Here is a 22387-nt window from a genome sequence, read left to right as displayed (position 1 = left end):
CGTCCTCGTCTTCCGCGTCGGCCGTGGCGACCCACTGCCCGTACTGCGCCCTGCAGTGCGGCACCCGGCTGGACCACGAGGACGGCGCGGTGGTCGTCACGCCCTCCGACTTCCCGGTCAACCGGGGCGGGCTGTGCCAGAAGGGGTGGACCGCACCCGCCCTCCTCGACACCCCGGTGCGGCTCCACGATCCGCTGATCCGGGACGCCCACGGATCCCTGGAACCGGCGGGCTGGCACCGGGCGCTGGACACCGTCGCGGACCGGCTGCGCCGGATCCGGGACGTGCACGGCCCCGACGCGGTGGCGGTGTTCGGCGGCGGCGGGCTGACCAACGAGAAGGCGTATCTGCTGGGCAAGTTCGCCCGGGTGGCGCTGGGCTCCAGCCGCATCGACTACAACGGCCGGTTCTGCATGTCCTCCGCGGCGGCCGCCGGGAACGCCGCCTTCGGCCTCGACCGCGGGCTGCCGTTCCCGGTGGCCGACCTCGACGACGCCGAGGTGATCCTGCTGGCCGGGGCGAACCCGGCCGAGACCATGCCGCCGCTGATGCGCCATCTGGCGGGCGCGCGGCTCATCGTCATCGATCCGCGCCGGACCCGGACCGCCGAGGCGGCCGCCCTCCACCTCCAGCCGCAGCCCGGTACGGACCTGGCGCTCGCCCTCGGCCTGCTCCATCTCGTCGTCACCGAGGGCGGGATGGACGAGGGCTATCTGCACCGGCGCACCGTCGGGTTCGACGCCGCGTGGCAGCGGGCCGTGGCCTGGTGGCCGGAGCGCGTCGAACGGGTCACCGGGGTGCCGGTGGCCGCCCAGCGCGCGGCGGTACGGATGCTCGGCGAGGCCCGGCGCGCTTACGTCCTCACCGGGCGCGGCGCCGAACAGCACAGCAAGGGCACCGACACGGTCGCGGCCTTCATCAACCTGGCGCTCGCCCTGGGCCTGCCCGGCCGGGCGGGCAGCGGCTACGGCTGCCTCACCGGGCAGGGCAACGGACAGGGCGGCCGGGAGCTGGGCCAGAAGGCCGACCAGCTGCCCGGCTACCGGTCGATCGCCGACCCAAGGGCGCGCGCCGAGGTGGCCGCCGTCTGGGGCGTGCCGCCGCAGGAGCTGCCCGGCCCCGGGCCGAGCGCCTTCGAGCTGCTGGACTCCCTCGGCCGCGCCGGCGGGCCGCGCGCGCTGCTGGTGTTCGGCTCCAACCCGGTCGTGTCCGCGCCGCACGCCGCGCGGATCACCGAGCGGCTGGCCGCGCTGGAGCTGCTGGTGGTGGCCGACTTCATGCCGTCGGAGACGGCGCTGCTGGCCGATGTGGTGCTGCCGGTGACGCAGTGGGCCGAGGAGGAGGGCACCATGACCAATCTGGAGGGCCGGGTGCTGCGCCGCCGCCGGCTCTCCGGGCCCCCGCCGGGGGTACGCGGCGACCTGGACGTGCTGCGCGGGCTCGCGATCCGGCTCGGTCAGCCGCCGGAACGTTTCCCCGCCGTACCGCGCGAGGTGTTCGAGGAGCTGCGCCGCGCCACCCGGGGCGGCCGGGCCGACTACTCCGGCGTCAGCTACGAACGGCTCGACGCCGGCGAGGCCCTGCACTGGCCCTGCCCCGCCACCCCGCCCGGGCAGCCGCCCCACCCGGGCACGCCCCGGCTCTTCCTCGACCGCTTCGCCCACCCGGACGGCCGGGCCCGGTTCCGCCCGGTCGACCACCGGGACGCCGCCGAACTCCCCGACGATCGCTTCCCCCTGTTCGCCACGACCGGCCGGGTGCTGGCGCACTACCAGTCCGGCGCCCAGACCCGCGAGGTCCCCGAACTGCTGGCGGCCGAACCGGAGTCGTATCTCGAAGTGCACCCGGACACCGCCGAGCGGGCCGGGCTCGCCGAGGGCGACCTGGCGCGGGTCAGCTCGGCCCGGGGCACGGCCGTCGCCCGGGTGCGGCTGGTGCCGACCCTGCGCGCCGACACCGTCTTCCTGCCGTTCCACTTCACCGCGGACGGCCGGGCCAACCTCATCACCAGTACCGCCCTCGACCCGGAGAGCCACATGCCCGAGTTCAAGGTCTGCGCTGTCCGCATCGCACCCTGGACGGACACGGCATGAGCGCCGTCGTCGTCGTGGGCAACGGCATCGCCGCCCACCGCCTCGTGGACCGGCTGCACCACCACGGCCACCGGGGCACCGTCACCGTCCTGGGGGCGGAGCCGGTGGCCGCGTACAACCGGGTGCTGCTCCCCTCGGTGCTGGACGGCACGCTCCCGGCCCGCGCCCTGGCCCTGCCCGGTCCGCCGGACGGCACCGTGGTGCGGCTGGGCACCCGGGTCACCGGCATCGACCGGGAACGCCGCCTGGCGCACGCGTCGGACGGCACCAGCCACCCGTATGACCACCTGGTGCTCGCGACCGGCGCCCGGCCCCGGATACCCGCCGTCCCCGGCCTGCTGACGGAAGCCGGCAGGCTCGCCGACGGCGTCACCCCGCTGCGTACCGTCGCCGACTGCCGGCGCGTCACCGGCGGGCAGGTGGCGGTGGTCGGCGCCGGGGTGCTCGGGGTGGAGACGGCGCTCGCCCTGCGGCGCGGCGGCACCCGCGTCACCCTGGTGCACCCGCGCCCGTACCCGATGAACCGCCAACTCGACGCCACGGCCGGGGCGATCCTCGCCCGCGGGCTGCGCGACCACGGCATCCGGCTGGAGCCGTCCCGGCAGGCCGTCGCGTACGCCCCCGGCACCCTCACCCTCGACCGGGGCCAGGCCATCGGCACCGACAGCGTGGTGGTGTGCGCCGGTGTCCGGCCGGACGCCCGTATCGCCCGGGCCGCCGGGCTCGCCGTCGGCACCGGCGTGGTGGTCGACGACACGCTGACCACCGACGATCCGCACATCCACGCCATCGGCGACTGCGCCGAGGAGCACGGCACGGTCCCCGGGCTCGCCACCACCGCCTGGGACCAGGCGGAACGGCTCGCGGCGACGCTCTGCGGCGGCCGGGCCCGGCCCCGCGCGAGCGTGCCCGTGACCCGGCTGAAGGCGCCCGGACTGGACGTCGCCGCGTTCGGCCCGCCCGGACCGGCCGCCGATGTCGAGGAGACGGTGACGCTCCAGGACCCCGCCCGCGGCCGCTACGCCCGGCTGGAACTGCGCGACCAGCGGCTCGTCGGCGCCGTCCTGGTGGGCTACCCCCAGGCCATCGCCGCCCTGGGCGCCCTGGGCGACCAGGGGCTGCCGGTGCCCACGGACCGGCTGGCGTTCCTCCTGGGCGCCCCCGCCGAGCGCCACGGACCGGTCGAGATGCCGGACGACGCGGTCCTCTGCCACTGCAACAACGTCACCAAACGCACCCTGGCCGACAGCTGGCGCCGCGGCGCCCGGGACGCGGCCGCGCTCGCCGCGGCCACCCACGCCACCACCGGCTGCGGCAGCTGCGCGGGCGCGGTCCGCGACCTGTGCGCCGCCCTGCACGCCGCCGAGCCGCGGCCCGAACCCGCCGTGGCGGAGGCGGTCCGGTGACCCGCACCCTCGTCGTCGTCGGCCACGGCATGGTCGGCCACTGGCTGGTGGAGCGCATCCGGGACCGGGACCTGGAAGACCGGTGGCGCATCGTCATCCTCGCCGAGGAACCCCGGCCCGCCTACGACCGCCTCTCGCTCTCGTCGCACCTGGAAGGCGGGGCGGACGGGGAGGACGGGGACGCCGCGGCGCTCGACCTGACCGGCCCCGACCTCCTCGACGACCCCATGGCCGACATCCGGCTCAACACCACCGCCGTCTCCATCGACCGCCGCGCCCACACCGTCACCAGCGCGGACGGCACCGTGACGGGCTACCACGCGCTGGTCCTGGCCACCGGCTCCCGGCCCTTCGTCCCGCCCATCTCGGGCCGCGACCTGCCGGGCTGCTTCCGCTACCGGACCATCGAGGACGTCGAGGCCATCCGGGCGGCGTCCGTCCCCGGCCGGGCGGGCGTCGTCATCGGCGGCGGGCTCCTCGGCCTGGAGGCGGCCAACGCGCTGCGGCTGCTGGGCATGCGGCCGCACGTGGTGGAGACGGCCTCGCATCTGCTGCCGCTCCAGATCGACGCCGGAGCCGGGCAGGTCCTCGCCGACCTCGTCGGCAAGCTCGGGGTCCAGCCCCACTGCGGAACCATCACCCGCTCCGTCGACCCCGGCCCCGACGGGCGGGTGTGCGCGGTGACCCTCGACGACCACACCCGCCTGGACGCGGCCCTGGTCGTCTTCGCGACCGGCGTACGTCCCCGCGACGACCTGGCCGAACCGTCCGGTCTGCCGCGCGGGCCCCGCGGCGGCATCCTCGTCGACGACCACTGCCGCACCACCGACCCCCGGATCTGGGCGATCGGCGAATGCGCCGCCGTGCAGGGGCGCTGCTACGGGCTCGTCGCGCCCGGCTACCGCATGGCCGAATCCGTCGCCGCGCAACTCCTCGGCCTCCCGGCCCGGCCCTTCGCCGGGGCCGACACCTCCACCCGGCTCAAACTGCTCGGCGTCGACGTCGCCAGCTTCGGCGACTGCCACGCCGAGACACCCGGCGCCCTCGAGTTCGTCCGCCACCACCACCGGGCGGGCAGCTACGCCAAGCTCGTCCTCGCCGACGACGCCCGCACCCTGCTCGGCGGCGTCCTGGCGGGCGACACCACCGCCTACCCGCTTCTGCACTCCCTGATGGGCCGCGCGTTGCCCGCCGGCCCCGAACAGTTGCTGCTCGGCACGCCCCACCAGAGAAGGGAACCCGCATGGACGTGATGACGGCCATCCTCACCCGCCGCAGCGAGCAGAAGCTCGCCGGTCCCGCCCCCAGCCCCGAAGAGTTCCGCTACCTGCTCAAGGCCGCCTCATGCGCCCCCGACCACGGCATGCTGCGGCCCTGGCGCTGGCTGCTGATGTCCGGCGACGCCCGGGACGCGCTCGCCGCCGCCCTGGCCGAGGACAACGGCAAGAGCGTCGAGGCGATGCGGGCCAAGACCCGGCGGGCACCCCTGCTGGCCACGCTCGTGTTCTCCCCCGACACCACGTCCCCGGTGCCGGAATGGGAGCAGATGGCCGCCGTCAGCGCGATGACCACCTCCCTGATGCTGCTGCTCCACGCCCGCGGCTTCGGCAGTATCTGGCGGACCGGCGCCCAGCTCGACGCCGAACCGGTCCGCAAACTGCTCGACCTGGACCAGCCCGAACGGGCCCTGGGCTGGCTGTACATCGGCACCGTGGAGCCGGGCCGCCCGACCCGCCGCCGCCAGGCCCCGGACGTAGGCGACCGCCTGCAGATCTTCAGCCCGGTTTAAGCGCTCGGTTCGCCGCCGTGGCCTGCGCTGCCGGGTGGGAGACTGGGCCGTCCGGGGCCGGGCGGTCCGGGACCCGGTTCGGCAGTGGCGGCGGAGAGGTACGGCGTGGCGGACGCGGGGTTCACGGAGGAACGGGCGCGGGAGGTGCTCGGCGCAGCGCTGCCGCACGGCACGGCCGACGCCGCCGGGGCGCGGCTGCTGGCGCTCGGCGAGAACGCCGTCTTCGCCCTCGACCGCCTCTCCCTGGTGGTCCGCGTCAGCCGCGACCTCGGCGTACGGGAGCGGGCTGCGCGGGAGCTGCGGGTCGCCGACTGGCTGGCCCGTGAGGGGGTGCCCGCGGTGCGTCCGGACCGCCGTTTCGGCGGCGCGGAGCAGCCGCTCGCGTACGACGGCCACCTGGTCACCTACTGGCAGCGGCTCCCGCCGCCGGAGCGCCCCGCCGGGCCGCGCGACCTCGCCGCGCTGCTGCGGCGGGTGCACGCCCTGCCGGAACCGCCGCCGGACCTGACACTGCCACGCCGTGATCTGCTGGGCGGGGTCGAACGCTGGCTGCGGCTGGCCGGGGAGGCGATCGATCCGGCGGACGCCGCGTATCTGCGCGCCCGCCGCGACGACATCGCCGCGGCCACGGCGGAGCTGACCCCGCACCTGGCGCCCGGCCCGATCCACGGCGACGCGCTGCCGCGCAACGTGCACATCGGACCGGACGGTCCGGTCCTGCTCGACCTGGAGACGTTCGCCACCGATCTGCGCGAGCACGACCTCGTCGTGATGGCGCTGACCCGGGACCGCTACGGGCTCGGCGCGGCGGCGTACGACGAGTTCACCGCGGCGTACGGCTGGGATGTGCGGGAGTGGTCCGGCTGCGCGGTGCTGCGGGGCGCGCGGGAGACGGCCAGCTGCGCGTGGGTGGCCCAGCACGCGCCGGGGAACCCGGCGGCACTGGCCGAGTTCCGCCGTCGGGTGGCCTCGCTGCGCGAGGGCGACGCGTCGGTGCGCTGGTACGCGTTCTAGCCGGCGGCCCGCCACGCGGGGTCGCGGCCGCTGAGCCCGACCGCGCGGTCCAGCGCGGACGCGTCCTCGGGCACCGTCACCACGGGACCGAACCCGCTGCCCCGCGCCTCCTCCGGGAACGCGGACAGCAGCCCGACCACGGCCTCGGCGCTGGGCCGGTCGCAGTCGAAGGGCTGGCCGGTGGCACGGGCCAGATCCCAGCCGTGGATCACCAGCTCGTCCAGTGCGAAGAGCCCGATGGCGTCGGCGGCCATGGTGACGCCCCCGGCCTGGGTGGTGCCCTGCCAGGCGGCCGGGTCGCGCCAGGCCGCGGCCAAGTCGTCCAGCCGGCGCGGCAGCTCCCGGCGCCAGCCGGGGTCCAGCCCCTCGGCCGCCCCCTGGCCCGGCCGGGGCTGCGGGTCCGGCCCGCCAGTGGTCTTCCGCGCCGCGTCGCGCATGCCGATCGTGAACCCCATGAAGTGGTCGAGCAGCTCTCCCACGGAGTAGTCCCCGCAGGGGGTGGGCGCCCCGAGCTGGTCGTCCGAGACGCCGCTGAGCAGCGCCGTCACCCGCTGGGCCGCGGGGCCGAGATCAATGCGCCCAGTCTGGTCCGTCTGGTCCGTCCGGTCGGTCATCGGTAGCTCTCCTCTTGCTTCGGTTCTCCGGTCCACTCCCCCTCACCTCTACGGACCGGCCGGACGGCGGAAACTCATCGGTGACACCGGGACTACCCGACCGCCGCCCGCGCCTCGCGCAGCGGCCAGCCCCCGTCCACGACCGCGTCCGGGGTGCCCTCGCGGCGCAGCCACGACTGGAAGTCGGCGGCCCAGTGCGCGTACCACCCCACCTGCTTGTGGTGCAGCTCCCACAGCTCCAGCCCGGCGACCTGACGGTGCCGCTCGGCGAGCGCGCAGGCGACCCGCACCGCGGCGAGGGCGTCCGCCCCGGCCTCGTGGGCGCGCTCGTGCGCCACCCCGTACTCCCCGCAGACCGCCTCCAGCGTGCGCTTGCCCTTGCGGTAGCGGTCGACGGCGCGGTCTATCGTGTACGGATCCACGACCGGGCCGGTCGGCGCGCCGCCCAGCCGCTCGCTCAGCGAGCGCAGCCCGTGGCGGTCCAACTCGGCGGCGAGCAGGCTCAGATCGAACGCCGCGTTGTACGCCACCACCGGCGCGCCCGTGCGCCAGTGCGCCACCAGCACGTCCGCGATCTCGTCGGCCACCTCGCGTATGGGCCGGCCCGCCGCCGCCCGCTCGTTGGTGATCCCGTGCACGGCCACCGCATCGTCCGGAATGGGGACTTCCGGCGCGGCCAGCCACTCGTGCCGACCGATCGGCTCCCCGTCCCGCACCTCGACCACCGCGGCCGTCACGATCCGCGCCTCGCGTGGGTCCGTGCCCGTCGTCTCCAGATCGAACCCGATCAGCAGCTCCCTGTGCCAGCCCATGGCGGTTGCCCTCCCTTTGTTGTGCTTCCCCCAGGTGTCGCCACCTTCGCACGCGCCACTGACAACGGGTGGCGGGCGGGCCACCCGCGGCCAGGCGCCGGGGGCGTCAAGGGCCGGGCACGGCTCGGGCGGTCGCGTCGCACGCGACCGAGGAGACCGCGAGATGGAACGGGCACTCGGTGGTGCGCGACGGCGAGGCCTCGCGGACCGTGCGCTCCAGCCGGTCGCGCAGCTCGGCGGCGGCCGGCTCGTCGCCCTGGGCCTCGCGCAGCGCGAGGAGGCCGCGCAGCGGCAGGGCCTCGGCGTAGCGGCGGCCGGACAGCCGCGCGGTGCGCAGCGCGTGTTCCCAGCGGACCTGGGCGAGCACCGATTCGCCGCGCTCGGCCGCGACCACACCGAGCATGGTGAGGTCGTGGGCGGCGCATTCGGGGCGGTTTCCGTTCTGATAGCGCTCGGAGGCGCGCAGGTGCAGCCGCTCGGCCTGGTCGAGGTCGCCGCGGGCGCGGGCGGCCAGCGCCCGTACGGTCTCCACCTTGGCCAGCAGATAGCCCTCGGCGCTCTCGCGGGCGTACGTCTCCAGGGCGTCGGCGAAGGAGGTGGCGTCGTCCCATTCGCCGTCGCCGGCGGCCGCGTACGCGAGCACGGCCTTGACGTAGGCGGCCTCGTGTTCGGCGCCGATGAGCCGCAGTTCGTCGTGGGCTGCGCGGAAGGCGCGCACCGACAGGGCGCGCTCGCCCAGCCGCTCGTACGCCATGCCCGTCATGATCTGCGCGGTGGCGGCGGAGTGCGGGTCGAGGGTGGTCAGCAGCTCCCGGGCGGTCATGGCGGAGGTGAGGGCGGCGCGCCGTTCGTCCTCGGCGACCAGGAGTTCGCTGTGGAACAGCTGCCACACCCCGGTCTCCCAGCGGTGGCCGTGCTCGTCAAGGGCGGCGGCGGTGCGCCGGGCCACCTCGCGCGCCTCGGCCAGCCGCTCCTGGCGGACGTGGACGGTGAGGGCGAGCGCTCCGACCAGGGTGACCTGGGCCGGGTCGCCGCGCTTCTCGGCGGCGGGGAGGGCCTGCCGCAGCAGTTCGTCGTCGTCCCCGGCGCGGCGGATGTTGACGCCCAGCCAGCCGCACCAGGCCAGGATCTCGGCGTACCAGTCGGCGGTGGGCGGGGTGGATTCCAGGGCCCGCAGCAGCCGCCGGTGGCCCTCCTGGCGCTGGCCGGCGGCCATCCAGTAGAGGGAGAGGTGGGTGGCGATGCGGGAGCCGAGCAGCCGGTCGGCGGGGTCGGCGCTGTCCTGCAGCCAGTCCAGGCATCCGGCGACTTCGGGGGTCACGGTGTTCATCTCGGCGAAGGCGGCCGGGCCGCTGCCGGTGCGCAGCGCGGCGTCGGTGCGCTCCGCGAGGGCGGCGACCCAGTCGGCGTGGCGGCGCAGCGCGCCGGTCTCCTCGCCGCGCTCGGCGAGCGCCTGCCGGGCGTACTGGCGCAGGGACACGAGCATGCGGTAGCGGGGGCTGCCGGGGCCGGGGTCGTAGACCAGCAGCGACTTCTCGGCGAGCAGGGCGAGGGTGTCGCCCGCGCCGGGCCCGGCGACCGCCTCGGCGGCGTCGACGGTGAAGGGCGCGGCGAACACCGACACCGCCCGCCACGCCTCCCGCTCCTCATCGGTGATGAGGCGGTAGCTCCAGTCGAGGGCGGCGCGCAGGGTGCCGTGGCGGGCGTCTGCGGAGCGCAGCGGCACCTCCAGCAGCCCGCGGCGGGTGCGGAGCTGGCGGACGATGACGGGCAGCGGGGTGGACGCGGCCTTGGGGGCGACGAGTTCGATGCCGAGCGGAAGCCGGTCGACGGCCTCGCACAGGTCCCGGACCTCGTCCCAGTCGGCGGCGCGGGCGGCGGCCGGGGAGACCCTGGCGAGCCGGTCGAGGAAGAGCCGGGTGGCGTCCTGGCCGGTCAGGGGCCGCAGGGCGAGGCGGGATTCCCCGGCCACGCCGAGTCCTTCGCGGCTGGTGGCCAGCACCCGCAGCCGGGGGCAGTCGTCCAGCAGCCGCGTGGCGAGATCCGCAGCGGCCTCGGTGAGGTGTTCGCAGTTGTCGAGGAGCAGCAGGCATCGGGAGGCGCGCCCGATGGCCAGCCGCATCCGGTCGGCGAGGGTTTCGGCGGGGCCGGGCGCCACGCCCAGTGCCGCGGCGACGGCGCCGGGTACGTCGGCGGGTGAGCAGGGCACCAGGTCCACCCGCCAGACGGTGGCACCGGCCTCCTGTTCGCGGGCCGCGGCGGCCAGGGACAGCCGGGTCTTGCCGATGCCCGCGGTGCCGGTCACGGTGACCAGCCGGGCCTCGGCCAGCTGGGCGGCGACGGCCGCGAGTTCGGGGCCGCGCCCGACGAAGTCGGTGCCGGGCGGGAGGCTCGGGTGGGCGGCGGGATCGGGCGCGGGGCCGCGCCGCGCGCGTACCGCCCCTGCCGTGGCGCCGTTTCCGGCCGCCGCCCCGGCCGTGGTGCCGTTCCCGGGGCCCGCCGCGGTTCCGGTGAGGGAGAAGCCGCGCAGGACGGCCTGCTGGGCGGCGCGCATCTCCGGGCCCGGCTCGATGCCCAGCCGCTCGCGCAGATCGGCGCGCGCCGCCCGGTACACCCCCAGCGCCTCGGCCTGCCGGCCGCACGCCTGGAGCGTGCGGATGAGCAGGGCGTGCAGTCGCTCCCGGTCCGGGTCGGCGCGGGCGGCGGTCCGCAGCGCCTCGACCAGATCGGCCGGATCCGCTCCACCCGCGGGCCCGCCCGCCGCGGCGTGCGCGGCCAGTTCGGCGTCGGCGCGCTCCTCGAGGACGGTGAGCCGCAGTGCCTCCAGCCGGGCCCGCTCGGCCTGGACGAACGGCAGCGCGGGCAGCCCGGCGAGCGGGGTTCCGGACCACCGGTCGAGCGCGGCGCGCAGCAGCGCCGCCCGGCGGCCGGGGTCCTCGGCGGCGCGCGCCCGGGCCAGCTCCCCCTCCAGCAGCCGCACATCGACCGTGTGCCCGGTCAGGTCCAGCCGGTAGCCCGCTGGACCCGTGACGACCAGGCCAGGTGCGTATGGCTGGAGGGCGCGGCGGAGCTTGGCCACCGCCGTGTGGAGGGCCGCCATCGGGTCCTTGGCCCGTGCCCCCGTCCACAGTTCGTCCAGGATGCGGCCGGTGCTGACCGCCGAGGGGGCGTGCAGCAGCAACAGGGCCAGCAGGGCGCGCGGCCGGGCTCCGGCGATGGCGAGGGCCAGGCCGGAGCCGTTACGAACCGTGAGGTCGCCGAGTAATTCGAACTCCATGGGTGATATCGGACCATGGGACGGGTACGGCTGTCCCGCGAACCGGTCCGGACCAGCCGACACGAACGGCCCAGAAGGACAGACGGCGGACAGAATTCGGACAGACCACCGGAGGATCCTGCCTAGACACCCCTGGGTCGACACGAATCACGACATGAGGAGCGCCGTGCTGCGGCTCGCCTTCAGTACGCTTCGCGCCCGGCGTTCCCTGTTCGCGGGGTCACTCGCGGCGGTGACGCTGGCCCTGATGCTGCTCACTTCCGCCGGGATCCTGCTGGAGTCCGCGCTGCGCGGCCACGGCGAGCCGAACCGCTTCCACGGGGCGTCCCTGGTGGTCGCGGGCAACTCCGACGTGGGTCTGGACGGGAAGGAGCACCGGCCCGGGTTCGGCGACGTGGAGGCGCCGCTGGTGCCGCGCCCGCCGGTGCCGGCCCGGCTGGTGGAGCGGGTGCGCGGCGTCGAGGGCGTCCGCTCGGCCGTCCCCGACCTGGCCTTCTACGCGCAGGCGGTGGGCTCGGACGGCAGCCCGGTCACCCCCGAACAGGGCACCCGGTCCTACGGCCACTCCTGGGCGAGCGCGCGCGTCACCCCGTACACGCTGCGCGCGGGCCGGGCCCCGGGCGCGGACGGCGAGGTGGTGGTGGACGCGGCCACGGCGCGCCGCGGGGGCCTGCGGGTCGGCGGTCCCGTGACCGTGCTGACCGGGGCCGAGGGCCGCCGTACGTACCGGCTGAGCGGCATCGTCGCCGGGCCGCGCGCGGGGCTGACGAAGGATCAGTCGGCGCTGTTCTTCGCGCCGGACACCGCGGCCCGGCTCGCCCCGGAGGGGGGCCGGGTGCACGCGATCGCGGTGACGACCGCCGCGGGCGCCGATCCGGGCGCGGTGGCCGGCCGGGTGCGCGCGGCGCTCGGGGCGGGCCCGGCGGTCGAGGTGCTGACCGACACCGGCAAGGCGGAGGTCTCCTCGAGCGATGTGCTCTTCATCGACACCCTGGTCTTCGTGGTGTCCATGGGGTCGCTGGCCGTGTTCGTCGCCCTGTTCGTCATGGCGGGCGGCTTCGCCTTCGCGATCCTCCAGCGCTACCAGGAGATCGCGCTGCTGCGGGTGATCGGCGCCACGCCGCGTCAGATCAAGCGCATGCTGGGCTGGGAGACGCTGCTGGTCGCGATCGTCGGCGCGGCGATCGCCATCCCGGCGGGCGCCGCGCTGGCCGGGCCGCTGGCCGGCGCGCTGGTCTCGCTCGGCATCGCGCCGCAGGAACTGAAGGTCGAGGTCGGGCCGTGGCCGCTGGCCGGGGCCGCCGTCGCCGGGCTCGTCATCACCCGGCTCGCCGTCTGGTCGGCCGCGCGCCGCGCCGCCCGGGTGCGCCCGGCCGAGGCGCTGCGCGAGGCGGCGGCGCCGGAGCGGCGGATGCCGCGGTCGCGGCTGCTGACCGGGCTGGCCTTCCTCGTCTTCACCGGGCTGTTCCTGGCGTTCGGCATCTCCATGGGCGGGGTGTCGGGGGCGGGGCTGGCGTTCGGCGGCGTCCTGACGCTGCTGATCGCGGCGGGCGCGCTCGGCCCCGCCCTGGTCCGCCCCCTCACGCCGTTCGTGGGAGCGCTCCTACGGGCCTTCTCGCGGCGCACCGGGCAGCTGGCGCTGGCCAACACCTCGGCCGCGCCGCGCCAGGTCGCGGCCGCCGCGGTGCCGATCGTGCTGATGGTCGGCTTCGCCGTATCGGCGCTGTTCATGCAGACCACCCAGCAGAGCGTGGCCGCCGACTGGGCGGGGCAGCGGCTGACGGCCGGTCATGTGCTGCTGCCGCACGACGCGGAGGGGCTGCCGCCGGGCGTCGCCGAGGACGCGGCGCGGCTGCCGGGCGTCACCGCGGTCTCCTCGACCAGCACCGCCTGGGTGCGGACGTCGGTGCACACCGACGAGGCGGAGAGCGTCACCGCGCGGGCGCTCGGCGCCGACGCGCACGTGACCCACGCCCTGGACATCCACCTCAAGGACGGCGATCTGCGCGGGCTGACGGCCGGGCGGGCGGTCGCGGTCAGCGAGGAGCAGGCCAAGGAGTACGGCTGGAAGACCGGCGAGCGGATCCGGCTGCGGCTGCCCGACGGCACCCGGAAGGAGCTGACGATCGGTGCCCGCTTCGACCGCTCCCTCGGCTTCGCCGACCTCGTCGTGCCCGCCGCCGTGCTGCGCCCGCACACCCCCGACCCGCTGCTGGACGCCGTCTACCTGATCACCGGCCCGGACCACCGGCCGTCCCTGGACCGGGACCTGGCGCGGCTGACCCAGCGCTGGCCCTCGGCCCGGGCAGCCGACCGCGCCCAGATGCGGGAGGCCGGGGCGGCGGGCGCGGTGGAGGAGACCTGGCCGGTCTATCTCTTCAGCGCGCTCATCGCCGCCTTCACGGCGCTCGCGCTGGCCAACACGGTCGTCATGGCGACGCTCGTGCGGACCGGGGAGTTCGCGATGCTCCGGCTGATCGGGGCCACCCGGCGCAACGTCCTGGCCCTGGTGGCCTGGGAGAGCCTGGTCGTCGCCGGCTGCGGGGTGGTGCTCGGCGCGGCGGTCGCCGCGATCGTGCTGTCCGCCACCAGCATGGCGCTGACCGGCGGCGTCCACATCAGCGGCCCGCCCGGATTCCTCCTCGCCGCGGCCGCGGGCGCGGTGGCCCTCGCGCTCGCCTCGGCCCTGGTCCCGGCCTGGCGGATGCTGCGCGAGCGGCCCGCGCGCTGACCAGCATCTACGGATGACGCGAATGAACCACCACGGAGAGGAAGGCATCTGATGACGCTGCCGGATCAGACGGCGCGCATGACCCCGCGGGGCGCGCTCCCCGCCATGCGGCTGGAGAACGTGACCAGGCGCTACGGCCGGGGGGACGGCACGGTCCACGCGCTGCGCGGCGTCACCGTGGCGCTGCCGCCCGGGTCGTTCACCTCCATCATGGGTCCGTCCGGCTCGGGCAAGTCCACCTTCCTGCGCTGCGCCGCCGGTCTCGACCGCCCCACCTCCGGCGGGGTGTTCCTGGGCGACACCGACATCAGCAGGCTGCGCGAGCACAAGCTGACGCTGCTGCGCCGGGAACGGATCGGCTTTGTCTTCCAGTCGTTCAACCTGGTGCCGTCCCTGACCGCGAAGGACAACATCCTGCTGCCGTTCCGGCTCGCCGGGAAGCGGCCGGACCGCGACTGGATGCGGGACGTGGTGCACCGCACCGGGCTCACCGAGCGGCTGGGCCACCGGCCCGCCGAGCTGTCCGGCGGCCAGCAGCAGCGGGTGGCCGTCGCCCGCGCCCTGGTCACCCGGCCCGAGGTGGTCTTCGCGGACGAGCCGACCGGCGCCCTGGACCTGTCGTCCGGCCAGGACGTGCTGCGCCTGCTGCGCGACGTGGTCGACGGCACCGGCCAGACCCTGATCATGGTCACCCACGATCCGGGCGCCGCCGCGTACGCGGACCGGGTGCTGTTCCTCGCCGACGGCACCCTCGTCGACGCGATGGAGAACCCGACGCCGCAGCGGGTCGCCGACCGCATGGCCCGGATGGGGGCCTGACGGTGCTGCGCCTCGCTCTCGGCGGAATCCGGCACCACCGGTACGGATTCATCGGCGCGCTGTGCGCCTCGGCCCTGGCCGCGATGCTGCTCGCCGCGTGCGGAGTGCTGATCGAGTCGGGGCTGCGGGCCGTCCCGGAGACGGACCGCTTCGGCGCCACGGCGGCCGTCGTCCGCATGGACCCCGATCTCGTCGTACGGACCGGATCCGGGCAGAACGTCGACCATGAGCACTACCCCCTGGACCAGCCGCCGCGGATGAGCCGCCAGGCCGTCGAGGCGGTGCGGGCGGTCGAGGGCGTGGGCCGGGTGGTCACCGACACCCCGTTCTACGCCCAGGCCGTCGGCCCGGGCCGGGTGCCGCTGGCCGGACCGGAGGACGGGCCCGCCCAGGGCCACGCCTGGGAGGCCGCCGCGCTGACCCCGTTCACCCTGCGCTCGGGGCGGGCGCCGGGCGCGGACGACGAGGTCGCGGTGGACGCCTCGGTCGCGGCCCGCGCGCATCTGAAGACGGGCAACGCCGTCACCGTGGTCACGGACTCGGGCACCGAGCGGTTCCGGGTCTCCGGAATCGCCGCGCCGCGCGGCCGGAACGGGCTGCCCGACCAGTCGGCGCTGTTCTTCTCCGCGGCCACCGCCGAGCGGCTGTCCCGGTCCGGCGGCGAGGCCGCGGCCGTGGGCGTCTTCCCCGCGCGGGGCGTGGACGCGGACGAGCTGGCCGGGAAGCTGAGGAAGGCGCTCGACAAGCCTGGCACCGACGTGCTCACGGGGGACGCACGGGCGGAGGCCGGGGCTCCGGACACCACACGGCAACTGGACGACGCGACGCTGCTGTTCGGGCCGATGGCCGGATTCGGCGGCTTCCTCGCCGTCTTCGTGCTCGGCGGCACCATCGCCCTCGGCGTCCTCCAGCGCACCCATGAGATCGCGCTGCTGCGGGCGGTCGGGGCGACGCCCTGGCAGGTGCGGCGCGTCGTCACCTGGGAGACCGTGCTGGCCTCGGTGATCGGGCTGGTGCCCGGGTTCGCGCTCGCGGTGCCGCTGGCGAAAGTGGTCCTCGGGACGCTGCGGGACCGCGGCTCGGTGCCGTCCGCGTACCAGCTGGTGGTGGGGCCGCTGCCGTTCCTGATCGCGGCGGCCGCGACGCTGCTGCTCGCCCTGCTCGCCGGGGTCTTCGCCGCCGGGCGGGTCGCCCGCATCCGGGCCGCGGACGCGCTCCAGGAGGCGGCCGCGCCGCGCCGGATCATGCCGGTCACCCGGCTGCTGCTGGCGCTGGTGGCGCTCGGCGGCGGGATCGCGCTGTTCCTCGCCACCCAGCACATCGGCGGCGAGGTCGGGGTGGCGTTCCAGTACCTGGTCGTGATGCTGCTGATGGGGGCCGCGGTGCTGCTGGGGCCGCTGCTGACGCGGGTGCTGGAGCCGCCGCTGGGCGCCCTGGTGTCCTGGATCGGCGCCACCGGACGGCTCGCGCACGCCAACTCCCGTACCTCGGTGCGGCGGGTGGCTTCGGTGGCCTCCGCGCTGATGCTCACCACGACGATGGCGTGCACGGTGCTGCTGGTCACCGGGTCGCTCAACCGGATCACCGCCGAGCAGACCGACCGCCGCACCCGCGCCGATGTGGTGCTGCTCCCCCGGGACGCGCCGGGACTGCCGCCCGATGTGGTGGCGGCGGCGCGCCGGCTGCCGGGCGCGGAAGCGGTGGCGACGACGCGTTCGACCACCTTCGTCTCGTACGTGCTGGGCACCCCGGACGTGCTGGGGGCGCAGGCGCTGGACCCGGCGGCCGCGGCCAAGGTGCTCGACCTGGGGCTGCGGGAGGGCTCGCTGACCAGCCTGGCGAAGGACGGCACGGTGGCGGTCAGCCGCACCCACGCCAAGGAGCACTCGCTGCACGTGGGCGACCGGCTGCGCGGCTGGCTCGGTGACGGTACGAAGGTGTCGCTGACCGTCGGCGCGGTATTCGACCGGCCGCTGGGGCTCGGCGACATTCTGCTCTCCGAGAGCTATCTCGCCCCTCATATGCACCAGAAACTGGACGACTCGGTGCTGGTGCGGGCGAAATCCGGTGAGGAGAAGCGGCTGCGGGAAGCGGCCGACGCGCTGGTGCGCGACCATCCGACGGCCAAAGCCACGGATGTCGGGGAATACGCCTCCGCCACCCGCACCGCCCTCGCGCAGAACACCACCGGCACCTATCTCGTGCTGTCCGTGCTGGTGATGTTCACGGCGGTCTCGGTGGTCAACGGGCTTCTCATGGGAACGGCCGAGCGGGCACGGGAGTTCGCCCTGCTGCGACTGCTGGGCGCGAGCCGGGGACAAATCAGCCGCATGCTCTATCTGGAGACCTTCATCGCGGTCCTGATCGGTGCCGCGGTCGGTACGGCCATCGCCTGCGCGGGACTGGCGGGAGCCAACGGGGCGCTCACCGGGTCCATGGAATTCAGCATTCCTCCCGGGGGCTACCTCCTGGTGCTCGCGGGAGTCGCCGCACTGGCCCTGGTGTCCACGGCGCTTCCGGCCGCGCTCGCCCTGCGTAATCGGGCGGACGGCGCCCTTCCGGCGGCCTGACGCTTTTTATCACCGAACTAGAAAACCAGTTCGCAACCGGCACGAAAGTTCGATTCAAGGCCGGCGCCGCAACATAGAAAGCGCAACACCCAATGAGCCGTCACAGGAGGGGGATTCCTGGTGCACCTCATGGAGATCTTGCGTTACCGACCGGTGCCGGCCTCGGCCGTGTTTTTCGGTATCACCCGAAGGTGCCCGCTGCACTGCAAGCACTGCTCCACCAGCTCGATGCTGGACAGTGAGGAATATCCGGAAGAGATGTTCCGGAAATTCGCGGAATCCTTCACCCCGGAAAACCGCCCGGAGTTCGTGCTCATGTCCGGGGGCGAGGCCCTGCTGCGGCCGCGCCTGGTGCGGGAGATCGCCGAACTGGCGCGTGCCGCCGGGTCCCGCTCCCACGTCCTGTCCGGCCTCTACTTCGCGGACCGCGGCCGCATTCCACGGCCGCTCAAGCGGGCCATCGACGCGGTCGACCACTTCTCGGCCAGCCTCGACCGCTTCCACGAGGAGGAGGTGCCCCGGGCCTCGGTCTTCCGGGTCCTGCGGGAGCTGCTGGACGAGGGCAAGGACGTCAGCCTCCAGCTCACCGGCCTCGGCCCTGACGATCCGTATCTCGCCGACATCACCGCCGAGGTGCGGCGGGTCTTCGACGACCGGGTGCCGATGCTGGTGGCGCCGGTCAGCCCGCACGGGCGCGCCGACGCCTGGCTGCTCAAGCGCGTACCGCTGCCCAAGTCCACCGTCGACCCCGCGCCCTGCGCGGTCTCCGCCTGGCCCGTGATCGGCTTCAACGGGCAGGTGACGGCGTGCGGCAATCAGGACGTGATGGACGGCAAGGTACCGCTGCCGCCCCACCTCTACCTGGGCCACATCGCCCGCGACGACTGGCCCGCCATCAAGGAACGCGCGCTGGAGAATCCGATGGTGCGGGCGATCCGCGCCACCGGACCCGAATACCTGATGGACCGCCACGGCAGCCTCGGCGCCGACGCCAGCAGCGGCGGCAACGGCGGCAGCATCGGCGACCCCGGCTGCGGCAGCCCCGGGTACTGCGAGACCTGCTGGGTGCTCTCCAAGGACAGCGCCGTACCCCGGGCGGTCCGGGAGCTGGCCGACCGGCCCGCCACCCGGCTGATCGAGCGGCAGACCGAATCGCTGCTGGTGGAGGCCGGGCCGCTGGCCTTCGCCCGGCAGTACGGCATCGCCAAGTACGCCGACCTGGTGTCCCTGGGCCACGATCCGTCGCGCAGAACTCCCGCGGGGAGCCTGGTGTGAACCGGCTCGGCCACCGGGAGGTGCTGGGCATCCGGCGCACCCGGGGCGCCTCGGTGCTGCTGTTCATCACCGACCGCTGCCCGGTGGGCTGCGCCCACTGCTCGGTGGACTCCCGCCCGGACAGCCCGCGGATCACCGACCACGCGCTCTTCGCCTCCATCGTCGACCGGCTCGCCGCCCTGCCGGAGGTGCGGATGGTGGGCATCTCCGGGGGCGAACCCTTCGTCGAGCGGCGCGCCCTGGCCCTCGCGGTCACCCGGCTGGCCACCGCGGGCAAGCATGTGGTGCTCTACACCAGCGGCTTCTGGGCCCGCAGCGACCACGCCCCGCAGTGGATCCACCGGGTCCTGGAGCGGTCGGCGGCCGTCTACCTGAGCACCGACGCCCACCACGTCGCGAGCCAGGGGCCCCAGCGGTTCCGGAACGCGGCGCGGGTGATCGCCCGGCACGGGCTGCCGATCGTCGTCCAGGCCATCGACGAGGGCGACACCCTGGACCGCACCCGCGAGTCGCTGGCCGCGGCGCTGGGCCCGGGCTGGGCCGACCACGCCGAACTGGTGCCCACCCATGGCCTTCCGCACGGCAGGGGCGCCGGGCTGTACGACCGGCCGGTGCGCCACTCGGGGCGCTCCTTCGGGCCCTGTGACGTCGTGGACGCCGCGGTGGTGCGCTACGACGGCCGCGTCACCGCGTGCTGCAACGAGTCCGTGATCATGGGCGCGGGTCCGGCGGCGCTGCGCCGGGACTGCGCGGACGGCTCCGAAGTGGCGGCCGCCGTGACCGGCTTCACGAACGACTCCTTCTTCACCGCGCTGGGGTCCGTCGGACCGGGCCCGCTCACCGCCCTCCCGGGCTTCAGCGACCTGGCCGACCGGCAGTTCTCGTCCATCTGCGGACTGTGCTGGACGATGACGAAGCGCAGGGCCGAGGGAGAAAGCGACCGGATGCTGGCGGCGATCGCCACCCTGAATTCCTAATCCACGGGAACATCACGGAAAAGACGATCTCATATGACACGGCACAGCCAGGCCCTGCGCGCCAAAACCGGCCTTCTGCTCCCCCAGCTCATGGCGACGACCCGCAGATTCTGGAATTCTCCGCGGCTGGGCGAGCTGTATCCTGAATACCTCTGCATGCTGCACAGTTCCATTCGCTCGACGGTGCCGCTGATGGAATGCGCACTGGCCCGCTGCGGGGAACTGGCCGACGACGATCCGGTCGCGGCCGCGCTCGTACCGTACTTCACCCGGCATATCCGCGAGGAACAGGGCCATGACGAATGGCTCCGGCAGGACCTCGCGGCGATCGGAGGCGATCCGGACGAGCCGCTGCGCCGCCTTCCGTCCGCTTCCGTGGCCAATCTGGTCGGCGCCCAGTACTACTGGATCCAGCATTATCACCCGGCCTGTCTGCTCGGCCATATCGCGGTCCTGGAGGGAAATCCGCCGTCCGCGGAGCTGGTGCCCGAGCTGATGCGCCGCACCGGATTCCCACGGACCGGTTTCCGCACCCTGGAGCGCCATGCCGCGCTCGACATCAAGCACCGCGACGAGCTGATGCGCACCCTCGACGAGGCGCCGCTCACGCCGGACCTGGTCACGGCGATCGGGCTCAGCGCGCTCCACTCCATCGACGCCGCCAACAACGCGCTCGCGGCGGTGCTCGATGCCACGACGGTTCCCATGACGATCGCCAACGCCTAGGTCCGAGGAGGGACATGGGGGACGGGAGCGGCAGATCGCCGCCCGAACAAAGAGGCAACGGCGCGACTGAAAAGTTTCTCTCACTCACACCCTACGAAGGAGATTCACCATGTCGTTCGACGCGCTCAAGGAACTGGCCGCCGCGGGGCACAACTTCAAGGGCGCCAACCCGCAGCAGCTGGAGGCCATCTCCTCCCTCAGCCAGGAGGAAGTGACTCTGCTCAACTCCATCAAGCAGCGCCTGGACTCCGCCGAGGACGTCGTCCCGCACGGCGTGGACGCCCCGCTGAGCGGCGCCTTCGTCTGGTAATCGACCGGACACCGTGATGAAAAGGGCCCAGGCGGTGTACCGCCTGGGCCCTGCGGCCATTGCCCAATACCACCGATCGCATACGTAACGGGCACCAAAAAAGACGGGGAAGGAAACGCGGGGATATGCAGTTCAGTGTGCTCGGCCCGCTCATCGCCACGACAGCGACGGGATCCGTAACCCTGGGTCCGCACAAACAGCAGCTTCTGCTCGCCGCACTCCTGTGCCGGCCCGACCAGGTCGTCTCCGTGGACCACCTGGTCGACGCGCTGTGGAACGAGGACCCGCCGAAGAGCGCGGGGAAGAACATCCAGGTGTACGTGCATCATCTGCGCCGTACGCTCGCGGCGGCCGACGAGACGGCCCGGGTCGTCCACCAGCGCCCCGGCTACCGGCTGGCCGTCGACCCCGAGAAGATCGACACGGTCCGCTTCGAGCACACCGTCGACCTCGCGCGCCGCGCGGCCACCGCGGGCGACCCGGCCCGCGTCGACCGGCTCACGGGCGACGCCATGGCGCTGTGGCGCGGCCGCCCCTTCACCGGTCTCGAGGGGCCCGCCCTGCTGGAGGACGAGGCCGCCCGCCTGGAGGAGCGACGGCTGTCCGCGCTGGAGGTGCTGTTCACCGCGCGGCTGGGCCTCGGGCTCTACCACGAGGTCCTGGAAGAGGTCGAGCCGCTGATCCTGGCCCACCCCTACCGGGAGCAGCTGCGCGCCCAGTACATGCAGGCCCTGCACGGGGTGGGACGGCAGAGCGACGCGCTCATCGCCTTCGACGACGCGCGCCGCCTCTTCTCCCTCGAACTCGGCCTGGAGCCGGGCACCGTCCTGCGCCAGCTGCAGCAGGACATCCTCGCGGGCATCTCCCCCACCCCCGCGCCGCGCGACCCGCTGTACGCGGCGCCCCCGGGCGCGGCCGCCCCCGCCGGACGGGACACCGCCGCCGTCCAGCTGCCGCCCGGGCTCGCGGACTTCACCGGCCGGCGGCGCGAACTGGCCGAGCTGTTCCCGGCCGTGAGCGCCCATACGGCCGAGGCGCCCGCCCCCTGGCAGATCACCCTGATCACCGGCCGTCCGGGGGTGGGCAAGTCCTCGCTGGCGGTGGCCGCCGCGCACGCCGCCGAAGGGGCGTTCCCCGGGGGCCGGTACTACGTGGACCTGATGGATCCGCAAGGCCGCCCCAAGGACGCCTCCCAGGCCCTGGCCGAACTCCTCCAGGAACTCGACCACGCCGCCCCTCCCCTGTGCGAGCTGAGCGAACTGCTGTGGCGGTACCGCGCCCACGCCGACGACGCGGAACCGGCCCTGGTGGTGCTCGACAACGCCACCAGCGCCTCCCAGGTACGGCCGCTGCTGCCCAACTCGCCCGTCTTCACCACCGTCGTCACCAGCTGCACCCCGCTGGCCGGGCTGGACGGCGCCCGGGTCGTGGAGCTGGACCCGCTGCCCCCGGAGGACTCCCTGGCCCTGCTGCGGCACATCGTCGGCGGCCAGCGGGTCGCGGCCGAACCGGCGGCCGCCCGGCGCATCGTGGAGGCGTGCGAGGGGCTTCCGCTCGCGCTGCGCATCGCGGGCGGGCGGCTGGCCGGGCACCGCCGCTGGCCCATGGACGGGCTGGCGGACGCGCTGGAGTCACCGGACCGGCTGGACGAGTTCACGGTCGGGGACGTCGATCTGCGCAAGCGCCTGATGCGCGGCTACGCGGCCGCCGGGGAGGCCGACTGGTCCGCGGTGCGGCTGCTCGCCCACGAGGGGGAGTTCTCCTTCCGGGAGGCGCTGCACCGGCTCGGCGCGGGCCCCGCCGAAGCCCGGCGGGTGCTGGGCAGGCTGCTCGACGCCCAGCTGATCGGCTTCGCCCCCGACCCAGGCCCGGACGGCCACTGCCGGTTCCGGCTGTCCCGTCTGGTGCTCGACCTGGCCCGCGACCAGATGCGGGCCGATGTGGAGCTGCTGGGGCTGTAGGAGTCCGGGCCCG

At 74.7% G+C, this 22387-nt stretch carries 16 protein-coding genes; 13 read left to right on the top strand and 3 right to left on the bottom strand.

All coding sequences use genetic code 11. The annotated features are described in order from the left end of the window. Positions 1–23: 23 nt before the first annotated feature. The 5 genes from ACFZCY_RS23480 to ACFZCY_RS23460 all read left to right on the top strand — a co-directional run bounded on the left by ACFZCY_RS23480 (position 24) and on the right by ACFZCY_RS23460 (position 6302). Positions 24–2093 (top strand): molybdopterin-dependent oxidoreductase, encoded by a 2070-nt coding sequence (locus tag ACFZCY_RS23480; protein ID WP_391176484.1) that lies wholly within the window; start codon positions 24–26, stop codon positions 2091–2093. Continuing rightward, entirely contained in the window at positions 2090–3499 is a 1410-nt protein-coding gene (locus ACFZCY_RS23475; protein ID WP_391176481.1) for an FAD-dependent oxidoreductase, read from the top strand. The genes ACFZCY_RS23480 and ACFZCY_RS23475 overlap by 4 nt, the downstream gene beginning before the upstream one ends. Beyond that, complete coding sequence (locus ACFZCY_RS23470; RefSeq protein ID WP_391176478.1) at positions 3496–4752, top strand: FAD-dependent oxidoreductase; 1257 nt, start codon at positions 3496–3498, stop codon at positions 4750–4752. The genes ACFZCY_RS23475 and ACFZCY_RS23470 overlap by 4 nt, the downstream gene beginning before the upstream one ends. Continuing rightward, entirely contained in the window at positions 4743–5288 is a 546-nt protein-coding gene (locus tag ACFZCY_RS23465) for a nitroreductase family protein (protein WP_391176475.1), read from the top strand. Before ACFZCY_RS23470 ends, ACFZCY_RS23465 begins: the two co-directional genes overlap by 10 nt. A 105-nt stretch (positions 5289–5393) precedes the next feature. Further along, positions 5394–6302, top strand: coding sequence for a phosphotransferase (locus ACFZCY_RS23460; protein ID WP_391176472.1), 909 nt, complete (start codon positions 5394–5396; stop codon positions 6300–6302). On the opposite strand, the gene ACFZCY_RS23455 is transcribed toward ACFZCY_RS23460, so the two are convergent. From ACFZCY_RS23455 to ACFZCY_RS23445, 3 genes are all read right to left on the bottom strand, one after another. After that, the gene (locus tag ACFZCY_RS23455; protein ID WP_391176469.1) at positions 6299–6916 is read right to left on the bottom strand and encodes a TIGR03086 family metal-binding protein; all 618 of its coding nucleotides are present in this window, start codon (positions 6914–6916) and stop codon (positions 6299–6301) included. The two genes, ACFZCY_RS23460 and ACFZCY_RS23455, sit on opposite strands and share 4 nt — an antisense overlap. Positions 6917–7008: 92 nt before the next feature. After that, positions 7009–7728: an exonuclease domain-containing protein gene (locus ACFZCY_RS23450; protein WP_391176466.1), complete on the bottom strand. Its 720-nt coding sequence runs from the start codon at positions 7726–7728 to the stop codon at positions 7009–7011. Between the two features lie 106 nt (positions 7729–7834). Next, positions 7835–11005 (bottom strand): BTAD domain-containing putative transcriptional regulator, encoded by a 3171-nt coding sequence (locus tag ACFZCY_RS23445; protein WP_391176463.1) that lies wholly within the window; start codon positions 11003–11005, stop codon positions 7835–7837. A 154-nt stretch (positions 11006–11159) separates the two neighbouring features. On the opposite strand from ACFZCY_RS23445, the gene ACFZCY_RS23440 reads away from it, so the two are divergent. The 8 genes from ACFZCY_RS23440 (at position 11160) to ACFZCY_RS23405 (ending at position 22374) form a co-directional block, all read left to right on the top strand. Next, complete coding sequence (locus tag ACFZCY_RS23440) at positions 11160–13736, top strand: FtsX-like permease family protein (RefSeq protein ID WP_391176460.1); 2577 nt, start codon at positions 11160–11162, stop codon at positions 13734–13736. Positions 13737–13787: 51 nt separating this feature from the next. Next, positions 13788–14555, top strand: coding sequence for an ATP-binding cassette domain-containing protein (locus ACFZCY_RS23435; protein ID WP_391176458.1), 768 nt, complete (start codon positions 13788–13790; stop codon positions 14553–14555). Positions 14556–14557: 2 nt separating this feature from the next. Further along, on the top strand, positions 14558–17125 hold the full coding sequence (locus ACFZCY_RS23430) for an FtsX-like permease family protein (protein ID WP_391176455.1): 2568 nt from the start codon (positions 14558–14560) through the stop codon (positions 17123–17125). A 129-nt stretch (positions 17126–17254) separates the two neighbouring features. Beyond that, the gene (locus tag ACFZCY_RS23425; RefSeq protein ID WP_391176450.1) at positions 17255–18400 is read left to right on the top strand and encodes a radical SAM protein; all 1146 of its coding nucleotides are present in this window, start codon (positions 17255–17257) and stop codon (positions 18398–18400) included. Beyond that, positions 18397–19377: a radical SAM protein gene (locus ACFZCY_RS23420; protein ID WP_391176447.1), complete on the top strand. Its 981-nt coding sequence runs from the start codon at positions 18397–18399 to the stop codon at positions 19375–19377. The genes ACFZCY_RS23425 and ACFZCY_RS23420 overlap by 4 nt, the downstream gene beginning before the upstream one ends. Positions 19378–19533: 156 nt before the next feature. Continuing rightward, a complete protein-coding gene (locus tag ACFZCY_RS23415) occupies positions 19534–20103 on the top strand; it encodes an iron-containing redox enzyme family protein (protein WP_391176444.1) in 570 nt (189 codons plus the stop codon). 109 nt (positions 20104–20212) lie between these two features. Beyond that, positions 20213–20413 carry an aroma-sacti cluster domain-containing protein gene (locus ACFZCY_RS23410; protein ID WP_039937244.1) on the top strand — a complete coding sequence of 67 codons (201 nt, stop codon included), beginning with the start codon at positions 20213–20215 and terminating at the stop codon, positions 20411–20413. Positions 20414–20538: 125 nt separating this feature from the next. Beyond that, positions 20539–22374, top strand: coding sequence for a BTAD domain-containing putative transcriptional regulator (locus ACFZCY_RS23405; RefSeq protein ID WP_391176440.1), 1836 nt, complete (start codon positions 20539–20541; stop codon positions 22372–22374). Positions 22375–22387 lie beyond the last annotated feature (13 nt).

Origin of the sequence: Streptomyces sp. NPDC007983 (assembly GCF_042958345.1) — a bacterium.
GTDB lineage: Bacteria > Actinomycetota > Actinomycetes > Streptomycetales > Streptomycetaceae > Streptomyces.
Note: the sequence above shows the minus strand (reverse complement) of the source record. Positions and strands in the feature narration are given on the sequence as shown.